The sequence below is a fragment of the Elizabethkingia occulta genome (assembly GCF_002023715.1).
GTDB classification, from domain to species: Bacteria; Bacteroidota; Bacteroidia; order Flavobacteriales; family Weeksellaceae; genus Elizabethkingia; species Elizabethkingia occulta.
The window spans coordinates 76469-90596 of sequence record NZ_MAHX01000020.1 but is presented as its reverse complement, the minus strand read 5'-3'; the positions used below and the strand labels follow the sequence as shown (position 1 = coordinate 90596).

General features: G+C 32.8%; 10 protein-coding genes. 1 reads left to right on the top strand and 9 read right to left on the bottom strand.

Annotated features, from left to right (window positions below; genetic code table 11):
* Position 1: 1 nt before the first annotated feature.
* From BAZ10_RS16450 to BAZ10_RS16410, 9 genes are all read right to left on the bottom strand, one after another.
* On the bottom strand, positions 2-961 hold the full coding sequence (locus BAZ10_RS16450; RefSeq protein WP_078772954.1) for an aspartate aminotransferase family protein: 960 nt from the start codon (positions 959-961) through the stop codon (positions 2-4).
* Positions 962-966: 5 nt separating this feature from the next.
* Positions 967-1686 carry a WbqC family protein gene (locus BAZ10_RS16445; protein ID WP_078772953.1) on the bottom strand — a complete coding sequence of 240 codons (720 nt, stop codon included), beginning with the start codon at positions 1684-1686 and terminating at the stop codon, positions 967-969.
* Positions 1687-1689: 3 nt separating this feature from the next.
* Positions 1690-2772 (bottom strand): DegT/DnrJ/EryC1/StrS family aminotransferase, encoded by a 1083-nt coding sequence (locus BAZ10_RS16440; protein ID WP_078772952.1) that lies wholly within the window; start codon positions 2770-2772, stop codon positions 1690-1692.
* On the bottom strand, positions 2769-4205 hold the full coding sequence (locus BAZ10_RS16435) for a lipopolysaccharide biosynthesis protein (RefSeq protein WP_078772951.1): 1437 nt from the start codon (positions 4203-4205) through the stop codon (positions 2769-2771). Before BAZ10_RS16435 ends, BAZ10_RS16440 begins: the two co-directional genes overlap by 4 nt.
* Positions 4206-4210: 5 nt before the next feature.
* A complete protein-coding gene (locus tag BAZ10_RS16430) occupies positions 4211-5173 on the bottom strand; it encodes an NAD-dependent epimerase/dehydratase family protein (RefSeq protein ID WP_078772950.1) in 963 nt (320 codons plus the stop codon).
* A gap of 4 nt (positions 5174-5177) precedes the next feature.
* Positions 5178-6314 (bottom strand): MraY family glycosyltransferase, encoded by a 1137-nt coding sequence (locus BAZ10_RS16425; RefSeq protein ID WP_078773051.1) that lies wholly within the window; start codon positions 6312-6314, stop codon positions 5178-5180.
* A gap of 175 nt (positions 6315-6489) precedes the next feature.
* Positions 6490-7395, bottom strand: a complete 906-nt coding sequence (locus BAZ10_RS16420; RefSeq protein WP_078772949.1) for a DUF5106 domain-containing protein — start codon at positions 7393-7395, stop codon at positions 6490-6492.
* A gap of 219 nt (positions 7396-7614) precedes the next feature.
* A complete protein-coding gene (locus tag BAZ10_RS16415) occupies positions 7615-9378 on the bottom strand; it encodes a fibrobacter succinogenes major paralogous domain-containing protein (protein ID WP_245803848.1) in 1764 nt (587 codons plus the stop codon).
* Positions 9379-9419: 41 nt separating this feature from the next.
* On the bottom strand, positions 9420-9617 hold the full coding sequence (locus BAZ10_RS16410) for a hypothetical protein (RefSeq protein WP_078772948.1): 198 nt from the start codon (positions 9615-9617) through the stop codon (positions 9420-9422).
* Positions 9618-10598: 981 nt separating this feature from the next.
* On the opposite strand from BAZ10_RS16410, the gene BAZ10_RS16405 reads away from it, so the two are divergent.
* The gene (locus BAZ10_RS16405) at positions 10599-13787 is read left to right on the top strand and encodes a TonB-dependent receptor (protein ID WP_078772947.1); all 3189 of its coding nucleotides are present in this window, start codon (positions 10599-10601) and stop codon (positions 13785-13787) included.
* The last annotated feature ends 341 nt before the right edge of the window (positions 13788-14128 follow it).

Below are 14128 nucleotides of genomic sequence, written 5' to 3'. Positions count from 1 at the left end.
ATTAGTTATTAATTATTTCAATTATTTTAATCATATCAGATTGATTATATCTTTGATCAATCGGCAATGCAATTATTTCACTTGTTAGGTGATAAGAATTAACAGAATAATCACTCCATTCCAAAACATTTGGCCAATACGTAGCACAATATATTTTTTTGGCAATTAATATATTCCGAATTTCTTTTGCATTTTTCACACGATAAGGATATACCATTGGAACATCTTTTTGATCCAATTCAATTTTTAAAAAATTACTAGATTTTAGATGTTCATTTAAAAAGAGATAATTTTCTCTCCGTTGTTTCTTTATTCTTTCAAAATCTATACTTAAGAGAATTGTTCTTGTTAAATGAGACATTAATTTTATTTCCTGATTTTCTAATATCTTATCATTCGCAACAAAATCTGGATATCCATCCTCCGCTGAGGAATCTATTCGTTTCAGTAAATGTGACATCCTATCACAGCTGTAGTCAGTTTCTAAAGAATTTTCCAATAATTGATTTGTTGCTAAGAACCCACCATCTGAAACCCCTACAAATTTCCTTGGAGAATAAAAAGTATCAATTTCCAATGAAGGTTCTGCAAAAAAAGCCTGTGCATTATCAACAATTAAATTTTTATTCTTTTTTGACAAGTCTTCAATAAATTGTGTTTTAATCCCAAAGTAATTTGTTATTAGAAAAGCTTCATTTTCCCCAATTTTATTATAGTCAAAAATCGGTTCCAGAGAATCATCAATATCATAAAATTGATAATCAATATTAACTTTATTAATTGGTTCTAATAAAACATCACAAGTAAAGTACGGTAAATATATTTTCTCATATCGTCTGGTTCGTAAAATATACTCCAAACAATTCCTTGCTGTATTCAAATGAATCAAATTTGAATATGGAAATGTTTTATTCCCATAAAGTTCTAACTGAAAATACCCTCCTATAGCTTTATTTTCCATTTAAACTATACTAACTCAAATTGATCCAACATAATATTTATTTCCTCCGGAGAATTAAACATCAACACATCTAAAATAGAAAGTCCGGCTTCAAAAGGTTCCCGATTTTGGTTATACGGAAGTAAATCCATTTTTTGAAATGATATTTCTATATTATTTTGATGATATTTCTCTACATTAAAAAACTCAAGACCACCTATTGGATTAATATAATGAAGTTTTTTATCACTTTTAATGTTTTTGCAAATATTCAGAGCCCACTCATCAGCTTCTTTCGGCTCCTCAATTTCTATATTCATCTCCGAAAAAACATATAATTCTTTTTCAATATTTAAATACGTGCAAATTTCTTTTAAAAAAGATTTGTTCAAATCCACAATCGTATGGTAATCTTTATCAAAAACACTATTTATAATTTTCAGTACCTTAAAATAATTAGGTGCTATCTTCTTATAAGGTTGTAGTTGGGATTTTATCTTTGATTTCCAATCTTTTGTATTATCTATTAAACAATCCTTTATTAGTGTTTCTCTACTATTATTCTTTATCAGGGGTACCTGAATATATAACCAGCCATCATTCTGTTTTAGCACTCTGTTTCTTTCGATCCAACCATGTCTGATAAACTGTACAGGATCAAATAAAATAAATAAATCAGAATGCTTAATCAGACTAAAATAGCCTATATATGGAACAAAATAAGGTTGCATAATTCCTACTTTCATCCTTTAATTATTTTGAGTTCTTAAAATAATTCTACAGATCCAATCCACCTCTTCTTCTGTCAAATCATAATATAATGGTAAACACAGAGCTCTTCTTGCAATATTATCAGATATAGGTGTTGGAGTCACTGGAAGATATGGTAAACTAGTACTAAGACTAGGATAAAAATAACGTCTTGTAAAAATTTCACTACTATCTAATACGGCTTTTATTTTTAACAATAACTCTTCTGATTCCAAAATAAAAGGAAGATAAGCACCATTATTTTCAGAATGAGCATGCCAGCGAGGTCGAAAAGCTTTAAAGCCAGCTAATTTTTTTTCATACCTGGCCGTTAGTTTTTTTCTTTTTTCAATAATACGGTTTACCCATTGTAAATTAACAAGCCCCATCGCAGCATGAAATTCCGAATTTTTACCATTCAAACCTAGTTCTGAAAAAGAATCATGACCTGAAATTCCAAAATTTCGAATGAAAGCCATTTTTTTCAGTAAATCCGGGTCGCTTGTAAATAAGAGACCGCCCTCAACAGAATGATATAATTTTGTAGCATGCAGACTACAGATGCTAATATCTCCATATTCAAATATAGATTTATCTTTAATTTTTACACCAAAACAATGAGCTGCATCATATATTACTTTAAGGTTATGCTTTTTAGCAATTTTATCAATGGCGTCTACATCGCATGGATTACCATAAACATGTGTTGCCAAAATAGCAGAAGTCTTGTCGGTAATTGCTGCTTCTATTTTACTTGCATCAATATTTAAAGATTCTTCATCTATATCAACAAAAACAGGCTTGCAGCCCTCCAATACAATTGAACTGGTAGTAGCAACAAAGGAGAAAGGGGTTGTAATAATTTCACCCTTCAACTCCAATGCTTTTATTGCCATTTGCAGAGCAACTGTTCCGTTCGTTACAAAAAGCAAATGATTTACATTCAGATAATCTTTAAGTTCCATTTCCAATTGACTGGCTAAGGGTCCCATATTGGTTAGCCAATTACGCTTCCAAATTCCTTTTAAATATCTATCATATTCTTCTTGTGGAGGAAGAAAAGGTTTAGTAACTGGTATCATTTTTTTAAAATTATGTTTTTTATTAAAATTAATTCTTTAAATCTTAACATATAAGTTATTCCAAAATATATGATTAAATATAAAGTCGTCAATACAATTATTCTTATAAGGTCTTTTTGTGAATATAAAATTTCTTTGTCAAAAAGCCATAAAATTAAACCTATAAAAGTTGCAACAGCTATACTTGGAAATAGGTCTTTTAATTGTTGAAAAATATTATAGTTTAAAAATTTACCTGTAAAGAATGTATTAATAAACAAGGCCATCACAGATAGTATAACCTGTGCCCATACCAAACCATACATTCCAAAAGGTATCATTAGTAAAATAATGATGATTACAAGTAGTTTTTTTAATATTTCTAGTTTTAAAAAAAGATCGGATCTCCCTTTAGCATTTAATATATTTAAATTATAAGCATGAATAGGGTATAATAAACCTGCAAGTGAAAGTATTTGAAAATAAGGAACAGCTGGTAACCATTTTTCTGTGAGTAAAAAGCGTATTAATGGTAATGCTTCAATAATCATTATCCCTATTATAGGTGCTATCACAAAAATTACAAGTTTGAGCATTTCCTGATACACATTTTTAAGCCTTTCATTATCATGGCTTATTTTTGCAAACAAAGGAAATGCGACCCTATTTAATGTCGCTGCAATATTATTTATTGGTAATTGCTTTAATCCATCGGCCCTGTCATAATAGCCCAATTCAACTGAAGAAAACTTTTTTCCTATTATAATAGTAAATAAGCTACTAAATACAACATCTAATAAAGCTGATGCTGTAATACGAATACCAAAAGAGAAATGATATCTGAATTTAATCTTATTAAAGATAAAAGAAGGGCGCCAATCACTATAAAACCAATATTGAATTGTACTAATAACATTTTTGAATATTGCTGAATAAACCAAACTCCAAACTCCAAAACCTTGCCATGCCAGCACTATTCCCAATGCTCCTCCAATTAATAGGGATGGTAATTTAATTCGAAAAGTTGTTTTAAAATCGAGCTCCTTTTCAAATCGCATTGCCTGCACAGACACAAAAGAGTCAACTATTAAAATAATAGCATACACCCTTATTAACTCGGTTAAAATAGGCTTATTATAAAAATTAGAAATCTGAGGCGCGGTAGTAAAAATAACAATATATATGAGAAAACTTATTACTATATTAAACCAAAATACAGTTGATAAATCACTATCATCAGCATTTTGAGTCCTGACTAAACTACTAGTTAATCCTCCATTAATCAATACAGCTGAAACATTCATAACTACTCCAAACAAAGCTATAGTTCCAAAATCTTCAGGCATTAACAATCTAGCAAGAACCAAGCTTACACCAAACCCTATCAATTGAGCACTAAATTGTTCTATAAAAGCCCAAAATGCACTTTTAGTTGCTTGTTTTTTTAATTCCATTAATATTAATTACTTCCAAACTCCTGATGCAACATTCTCCTTAACCCCTCTTCCATGCTATATGGCGGAACAAATCCAGATGACATAGCCTTAGTAGAGTCATACTGGGTTACAGCACAGAATTTTTTCACTCTGACAGAACTTATATTTAGTTTTTTCCGGGTTACCCATGCCAATAGATCAAAACCATAGCCGCCCATCATACCCAGCCAAAAGGGAATACGGGTTGTCGGGATTTTTTTATTCAGAATTTGCCCTGTATGATGAACTAAATCATTTGTTGTAAAGTCAGGTTTATCAACATAATTGAAAACATTATAACCCGTTTGTTTTTCTTCAATCATAAACTTGATGAAAGCAATAATATTTCCGATATAAGACATGGATTTCTGATTATCTCCGCTACCAATCATCATAAACTTACCATTGGCAATCTGATTAAGTAAGTTATAAACATTCCCTCTATTCCCTTCTCCAAATATTACGGTCGGACGCACAATATTAATATTCCAGTCAGTATGTTTTTTATACCACTCCTGTAATACCAGTTCTGCTTCCCATTTACTTTTTCCATAATGGTTAAAAGGTTCCGCAGGAAAAGACTCATCCGGATTATCTTTATCCAATCCATATACCGCTACGGAACTGGTGAAAATAATACGTTTAACATTATTAGCCTCCATCGCCTCCAGTACATTTTTCATTCCCTGTACATTCACATCATAATATAGGGAAGTAGGTGTTACATCATCCCGGTGCTCTGCTGCCAACAAAATAACAATATCTACTCCTTGTAACTGGTTAATTAAAGTATTTTTATCCATTACATTTCCAACTTGGGTAATTTCAGGATATTTTTTACTCGGATTCTTATCTATATTTAATAATTCATATTGAGGTGATCTTTTTAATAATTCTATAAGGCATGTGCCCACAAAACCTGCCCCCCCTATAATAGCAATTTTCATAGGTTTAATTCTCAGTTAAATTAAATGTTTCTAAATGTTTTTGTTCTTTCATTTTCTTTTCAAATATTCTGTTAAAAACATAATGAAAGGCGATCCATAATAATACATCACAAACAACTACGACATTATTACTAATAATCTCTACCATTATTATATTAAAAATACAAAAAAATAATGCTAATGCCAAAATAGCCAGCATCGCTGTTCTGTGAGACATCCCGGAACGTAGAAATTTATGGTGCAAATGATTACGATCAGCCGAAAACATAGATTTCCCAGATCTCCAACGTACATACATAACTCTTGCTACATCCAAAATGGGAACGATAAGTGTAGAAAAGGCAACAACAATAGCTCCCTCAGAAAAAGGTTTAATATAACGATTATTCATTGCGAAGCTAATAGCTAAAAATGCAATCGAATATCCCAACGTCATACTACCTGTATCCCCCATAAAAATCTGACGACGACGGCGTACTGTACCAAATACATTATAATAAAAAAACGGAATCAATACACCTGCGGTAATAAAAGCAAATAATGCATGCAGCCATGCATCATAAAACATAAATAAGCCTCCTAAAACGATACATCCTAATCCTACTAATCCGGAACACAAACCGTCCAAACCGTCCATAAGATTTATTGCATTAATAATAAGCACAACAATAAAAACGGTTAAAGGCATTCCAATCCAAGGAGATAATGAAACTATAAGCCCAACTCCGTATAAATCATTTATCCACAATCCACTCAATGGAAAAAGGCAAGCAACAAATATCTGAGCTATAAATTTTGCTTTATAATTTACACCTATCAAATCATCTCCTATACCAACAATAAATAATATAACCAGCCCACAAACCAGTAACATCAAACTTGGAATAATGGCCCATGACTGAACCTGCAGATTAACAATATTTAGCTTAAAAACAGCTACCATAGTAATAACTAATAAACAGCATTGTATAGGTGCAAAAGCAACCCCTCCTAATCTTGGGACTATACGCTTGTGCAGCTTTCGGGAATCAATCGGGTCAAACAGCCTCTTCTTATATGAAATCAGAAGGATATACGGAATCATTACCCTGCTCAAGAACACGGCAAATAAAAAAGGAATAAAAACAATTAATAATTTCATATCCATTAAAGATAAACTACTAACAAAAAAGTGCTGCATATCACTCTGTACATTATTTTCTGCATTTTTCAGAGCATTAAAATGTTAGTATAGTTACTTAACTGAAGAAGTAACAGAAATTTATAAAATTAAATTCAATAATTAAAAAAAATAATCGTTTATTATAAAATCATTCTCAGATCTTTAACAAACTCAAAACTTGTTCCAGACTAGTATCTTTAAGAACAACTTCATTTTTTTCATCAAGGAGATAGATAGTAGGAAAAGCCTTGATATCGTAAAGTTCTTTTTGTTTCAAATCGCCTTTTTTATCAAAACCATTAATCCACTTTGTAGGTATATTAGCCTGATATGCCTTCCATTTATTAATATCTTCAACAGGACTTACAGCAACAACCTTCAGTTTTTCCTGATTGATAAGCGTATTGATTCTCACATCCTGACTCATTTGCTTAATAGCTTCTGCACAATGTGAACATTCCGGATCATAAAAAACAAGTAATTTTTCCGGTGCTTTAATCTGATGAAGATTTTGGTCTTTTCCTGAAGAATCTATAAATTCGAAATCAGTTGCAACTGATCCTGGCATATTTTTATTCACCAGCTTCAGCAACATTCTGTATCTTATTTTTTCGGTATCATTAAGATGCTTAGTATTGACCAGATATTCTAAAACAGGCAAGAAATATACATCATTATGCAATGGAGAATTAGGATCATAAAGATACTTCTCATATCCATCTTTGAAAAAGCTGAATACTTCTTTATTTACAGAAGCCTTTTCAAACATTGCATTGATGGACTGAGAAATTTGCTTTTGATCAGCATCCGGAAATAAGGCAATAAAATCTACCAGAGCCTGTTCTGCCTGAGCAGGATCTTTAATAGCATTTGTATCGGCAAAATTGTAATGATCCCAGTAATTGGCAATTGAACGATTCACTTTATCAGCAGACTGTTCAGTTTCGTTCTCTGTAATTTCCTGTTGTTGTGTTATTTTTTGCTCTTCCTTCTTTGCACATGAAAAAAGTAGTACACAGGAGCAATAAAAAACTGAAAAACTATTAAGTTTTAATTTCATTATTTTTTTTCATATTTTCTTTCATCATATTTTTGTTTGGCGCAAAACTACATATTATTTCCCTGACTAGAAAAAATATTATCATTTTTTAACCTTTTTCCTCTCGTTATTTATCATTTATTCAAAACACCCTTCCAATTAACAATAAATGGAGTAATTGGAAACTCCAAATTACCCCATTTATGATATATATATTGTGAAGTGATTGTAAATAAATTATTAACTTCTCACACAACGGACACTCATCCCTTTACCCGCCCCAAATTCTGTGGGGGTAGAATAACCAGTATCCAAACCTATTACAGACAATACCGTTGTTAAACTTCTGAAAAATTTAACACCATTTGCTCCAGAATTATTAGAAGTCCAATAATTAGATGTTACAGATGCTGCAGCCCCCGGAAGTAGAGCACTTGGAGTATCTAAAACATTGCCCGTTGAGGCTCGGTAACCATACATCGGAATAAATAATCTCTGAGAATGCACCGGAAAAGCAGAATCAACAGTTCCTGGAATTGGCCATTGACCAGCAAAAAGAGCATCAGAGATTACCCCATTTCCTACATCAACATATCTCCCTGCTGCTCCTGCTGGTGTACCTAAAGATGTAAATTCTGCTGAAGTAGGAGTTCTCCATTTACCTGTTGGATACACCAAAGCACATGGATCACCACTTCCAGAAGCTCCTTCCGGTGTAGAGGCATTAAAATTCCAATATAAATTCGTAATCTTATTAGTTATAGTATTCCCACCAAATCCCAATTGTACAAGATCAAGAATATTAAGCAATTGATTTATTGCAATATCATTAGTCGGCAGGAAGCGATATTTATCAGTAGCATATTCAGCGTATTGCAAATTAGTACGCGCCCATATAGCTGTCCCTTGGGCTATACCAGACTCTATCATGCGTGCATTTAATAAATACTGCGTCCCAATTACGGGTGTTATTGCGGTATTAGTATAAGCAACTGATGCACCTGAAAAAGTTCTCAGGGTATTATCATCCATATTTACTCCCAATGTACCAAGTCTCACGCTAAGGTTAGCAGGTATAGCATTAGCACTGGCATCCACAGTATAAAAAGAAGCTGTTTTTGTTGCACCGGCATCGCCTTGCGCTCCTACAGTATTTACCATATTACTACCGGATACCAGAGCAGGTACTGCTTGTATATTAGTATAAGCACCTGTAAATATATTCAAGTCTCCGGATTTAACAACACTTGCAAATGATCCACCCATACCTGTTCCAAGCTCTACTGTTGTTGTATTATCTATTTTACCAAAAAGACCACGGGCATCTACGTTTACATCTATCCGAACCGTATTACGACGGAAAGAAACCGCCAAATCATTTTGCCCGTTTTGAACACTAACAGGAGCAGCACTTTTAGCATATAATACATCTTTATTAGCAATCGTTGAACTACTTATAACCCCATTATTAATAACAGGCGCAGTAGCATCATTAGTAGAAAAAACATACCAGTCATAAGATTGCCCTGCAGGTACTGTAATCGAAGGATTAACACCAGCCGTAGCCACGGTATTAACAACCGGATTAGTATTTGTTCCGGCAACATAAACCTGGATAAGATATTTAACACCTGCGTTCATTGGCTGAGTTGCTGCAAGAGCTCCATTCATTCCAGATGATGAAGCCAACGCACCTAAGCCGCCGGTCTCAACTTTTTCCATACTCGTTAGTACATCAAAATCCTTTAAAGAAATTGTATTCTCCTTCGTAATAACAGAAGAGCCAGTCAAAACACCATTCTGTTTATTAGCAGAAGCACTTGCAGAAATACCACCAGCGTTTTCAATACCTACGATGTTAAAATTCAATGTAGCTTTAGCACTATTATTCAGATCCTCTGATTTATCATCTCGGGAAGAACATGAGCTTACACCTATAAAAACAATACTTCCAAGTGCTATTCCTTTTATTATTTTTGTAAAATTTTCAGATATAGATTTCATTTTAATTCATTTTTAATTAATAAAATTTAGTTTCTAAAACTTTACAAATCAGAATCCCCGCTTCCCCATGTGCCTCCGTTATTCCAATCATCTATTTGAGGAGTATCTTCAGATCCTGCAGCTCCGATTCTAAGTGTAGCCGAACCAGCTGCAATTCCTTGTTCAATTTCTATGAGAACACAATTTAACTCAGGAGCAACGTATTCTCTTTTAGTAGTATTATTATTCATTTCTTTCATTTATTTATTTGTAAAAAGGTGTTGAAAATTATCATATGCAATAAATAAAATACTTACACAAGAAGCTATCTATCCTCTTCCAGTATCATCTATCAATTAGTAATAACATCCATGTAATAATCTTTTTTTAAAGCATTGAATAAAACAGTATAGGATAAACCTCTAAAAAATCGATCTGATAAATATTCGAATCCGAAACAATAAAACATATCACGGGAGTATAATCATCAGCGTAAAAAAACTAATCAGAAACAAAACATACATGAAACACATGTCATTTTTCCCTTAACACTATAAGTTTGACAGAAATAGTAAGAAATTGTCAAACAGTTTTCAGAAATCTTAAAATATAGTATCCCCCATAAGCAGTCTAAATTATGACGTTTCTATAATGAAACATTATTAAACATATATTCTTATTTATAAATATTATTAACTAATAAAGTACTTACAATGAATTCTCAATAAAATTAATAAAAAAAACAACACACAAAATATTTATTTTAAATATTTAATAATTAATTATAGATATATTTATAAATGACACTGTAAATAAATAAATATTATTGAATTATAAATAACCAAAAACCCTATACAGCAGGCGCTTTCCAAGATAAATTTAAAAAAACGGAGAACATATAAAAGCAAATTAACTATTTAAACAAAACAATTAATTAATCAAAAATACCACTATTAATTATAGATATATACAAAATAAAAATTAAACACAATACAAAAAATCAAATAGAAAACTTATTAACTAATTTGTAAAATTAAATTATGAAATCAATAAACAACAAAGAACTATTCACACACTACAACATAAGCTGAATCAACAAACACTCTTCATTTATAAACTTTCATAATCATTAAGTTTTTTTTAAGAAAAAGTTAAATTATCATTTACACAATGTTAATTTTCAGTTTCCTGATTCTTTAGTACAGCCATTTATTTTTGCGCTAGAATTTGAACTATTCGATATGAAGAAAAGAATTATTTGCGCTATTGCCCTTTTATCATTTGGCTTAGCATTCTCACAGGAAACAACTTCCAAAATTCTTGGAAGATTAAAAGGTTCCGGTTCGGAAGTAACAGTAAAAGTAACTCACTTACCTACTAACAGTACTTTCGAAACAAAAAGCAACAACAAAGGAATATTCAGTCTGGATAACCTTCAGCCTGGCGGACCGTACAAGATCGAGATCACTGAAGGCTCTAACATTATCTACTCCAACAGCAACCTTCAGCTTTCATTAGGAAACAATGATTTACCTGTAGTAGAAGTAAATTCTTCTAAAGAAAAAACAATTGACGAAGTAAAGCTGACTGCTAATAAGAAGACAGCAGTAAAATACGGAGTGGGAATTAGCCAGTCTCAAATATCAGGACTTCCAAATATCAACAGAGGCATACAGGATGTTACAAAATTAATTCCCCAGAGTGCAAACAACTCTTTTAACGGAACCAACTTCCGTTATAACAATGTTACCATAGACGGATCTATAAACAATGATGCCATCGGCTTCAGTCCATCATTAGGAGGACAGACAGGAACTTCCGGAATGCCTGGAAGCAGTACACGTTCCAACTCTATCAGCCTGGATGCTATTCAGGATGTACAGGTATATATCGCTCCTTACGATGTAAAACTAGGAAACTTCCTAGGTGGTAGTATAAATGCTGTAACCCGAAGCGGAAGCAACAATGTTGACGGATCTATTTATTTTTACGGAAGAAACGCAGCTATTACCGGTAAAAACAGAGTAGGTGATAATTCTAAAATGCCAAGTTCTTTTGAAGACTATATTGCTGGTGGAAGAATCGGACTCCCTGTTGTAAAAGACAAAGTATTCTTATTTACCAATTTTGAATACACTAAGAGAACGGATCCTGTTTTTTATAACGCAGGTGATCCCGGATCTTTAGTTGATAATGCTACAGCAGCAAGAATAGCCAGAGATGTACAAAACCGTTACGGATTTGATATAGGAAGCTACAATCAGTACAATAACTTCTCCGAGAGTGGAAAGCTTTTCACAAAATTGGACTGGAAATTAAATGATAAGCATTCCCTTTCCATCAAAAACAACACTGTATTCTCTCAAGCCTCAAATCTTGAAAGAGATGGCGCGAACTTCCGTTTTTCTAGTATAGATTTTACGCAAAGAAATACAGCTTCCACAACAACATTAGAACTAAAAAGCCGTTTCAACAGCAAATGGAGCAATAACTTAATCGTGGGATATTCATCAATCCATGATTACAGAGATCCATCTTCTCAGAACAAGATGTTCCCTCAGGTTGAAATATCTTATAATGGCGGAACAATATTATTCGGAAACGACAGAGAAGCAACTGTATTCAACATGAAACAGAAAACTTTCGAAATCACGAATAACTTAACATACAAAACGGGTATACATAATTTCCTATTAGGAACCCATAACGAGTTATACAATATTGATTACGGTTTTGTAAACGCATTAAACGGAAGAATATCTTATAAAAATCTAGACGATTTCTTTGCGTCAAAACCTGCCAGAATAAGAGGAACATATCCTTTTAATGGTGACAACAGAGAAACACTGTTCAACAATCCTTATGCACACTATAAGGTTAATATGCTCTCTCTATACCTTCAGGATGAAATCAATTTAGGAAGATTGAGATTATCACCTGGTATCAGAGTTGATTACACAGATCTTCCAAATAAGCCACAGTTAAGCCCTCAGGTAAACGCTTCTCCGAATGATCCAAATTTCGGAAACACATACACCTATACACCACTTAACCAACTTACCAACAAATACCTTAGCAAGCCAACTTTATCTCCAAGACTTGGTTTTAATTTAGATATTACAGAAAATAAATCTGTTGTATTAAGAGGTGGTTCCGGTATTTTTGTAGGAAGAATTCCATTTGCATGGCTTGGATACGCATATTACAATGACGGTGTAGGATTCGGAAGCTACGATTACAACCCACCTGCACCAGCTCAATTAACTACAAATGGAGATCCTTTAGTAAGTGGAAACTTTGCAAAATGGCAAAACTCATCTAAAGTTCAGGTGGACTTAATTGACAACAATTTCAAAATGCCACGTGTATGGAGGAGTTCACTTGCTTTAGATTATACACTTGCAGGCTACAAATTAACATTAGAAGGTATCTATACTAAAGTAATATATGATCTAATGTTCCAGCAGGTAAACAAAACGGACAAGGTTACGTATTACAGCTACGATACCAATCATGAGATGCCGGTTTACACAACTAACATTAACAGTAACTTCTCTAATGCATACATGCTTTCCAATACCAAGGAAGGATACCGTTACAACCTGACAGTTCAATTGGCTAAATCATATAACTTTGGTTTCAATTTCTTCGCAGCCTATACTTATGGTGATGCAAAAGATATTACCAATGGCATCAGAAACTCAATGGAAAGTAACTGGCAGATGAACCAATCTTTAACGCCTAACAATCCTGCATTGGCAACATCTAACTTTGCAATCAAAAACAGAATCGTTGCTAACTTAGGTTATGGTATCAATCTATCCGAAACCAACAGACTTTCTGCTAACGTTTACTTCAATGCACAGTCTGGTAATCCATTCTCCTGGGGATTTGTTAACAGTACTATCGCTAATACAGGACAGGCAGCCGGCCTAGCTTACATCTTCAAAGATGCTGCAGAAGCTGCTAAATACCTTGTATCTTATAAAGATGCTGCAGGTAATACAGTAAGCGTACAACAACAGGTATCTGATTATGAAAACTTCATCAACAGCAACAAATACCTAAGCAGCAGAAGAGGTAAGTTTACTGAACGTAATGGTGATTTCACACCTTGGAACGTTCAGGCTGATTTTAGAATAATGGACGAGATAAAACTGAGCAATAAGAATAAAAATACGATTCAGATCTCATTCAGCATTATGAACATTACAAATCTACTTAACAAAGATTGGGGTAAAGTATACTTCGTTCCAAATACATTCAACTCTACAGCAAGTGTAGGTTTAACTAAAGTAGGTAATGTTAGCGGTAATGTTCCGGAAGCCGGAGACCCAACTTACAACTTTAAAACTCCTGGAACTCCATATACGATAGATCAATTTGCGTCCAGATTCCAGGGACAGTTAGGAATCAGATACAACTTCTAGGTATCAGAATAATTTTCATTTTATTTTACAAAAAAATCCCTGCAACAATATGTTGCGGGGATTTTTATCTCTAAAATACTAAAGGCTCCCATTGGGAGCCTTTAGTACAGCAATCCTGTTACAGATGCTTTAACTTGATATGAAAAACTAATTAACACTGCAAATTTATCTAAAGTAGACCTAACTAAAAATGTGATTATTATCACTTCCAAAAAATTGCAAATCAATTTAATTACCTTCCCTATACAATGTAATAAAAATAACATATTTTTAAATCCATTATTTTAACAACACTACAATATAAAAATAAAAACACATGATTAATTAATAAAAATAATCTT

Excerpts from the sequence above, each read along its gene's own strand:
- BAZ10_RS16420 (WP_078772949.1), bottom strand. The coding sequence starts at position 7,395 with ATGAAATTAAAACTTAATAGTTTTTCAGTTTTTTATTGCTCCTGTGTA.
- BAZ10_RS16425 (WP_078773051.1), bottom strand. The coding sequence starts at position 6,314 with ATGAAATTATTAATTGTTTTTATTCCTTTTTTATTTGCCGTGTTCTTG.
- BAZ10_RS16430 (WP_078772950.1), bottom strand. The coding sequence starts at position 5,173 with ATGAAAATTGCTATTATAGGGGGGGCAGGTTTTGTGGGCACATGCCTT.
- BAZ10_RS16440 (WP_078772952.1), bottom strand. The coding sequence starts at position 2,772 with ATGATACCAGTTACTAAACCTTTTCTTCCTCCACAAGAAGAATATGAT.
- BAZ10_RS16450 (WP_078772954.1), bottom strand. The coding sequence starts at position 961 with ATGGAAAATAAAGCTATAGGAGGGTATTTTCAGTTAGAACTTTATGGG.
- BAZ10_RS16445 (WP_078772953.1), bottom strand. The coding sequence starts at position 1,686 with ATGAAAGTAGGAATTATGCAACCTTATTTTGTTCCATATATAGGCTAT.
- BAZ10_RS16435 (WP_078772951.1), bottom strand. The coding sequence starts at position 4,205 with ATGGAATTAAAAAAACAAGCAACTAAAAGTGCATTTTGGGCTTTTATA.
- BAZ10_RS16410 (WP_078772948.1), bottom strand. The coding sequence starts at position 9,617 with ATGAAAGAAATGAATAATAATACTACTAAAAGAGAATACGTTGCTCCT.
- BAZ10_RS16415 (WP_245803848.1), bottom strand. The coding sequence starts at position 9,378 with ATGAAATCTATATCTGAAAATTTTACAAAAATAATAAAAGGAATAGCA.
- BAZ10_RS16405 (WP_078772947.1), top strand. The coding sequence starts at position 10,599 with ATGAAGAAAAGAATTATTTGCGCTATTGCCCTTTTATCATTTGGCTTA.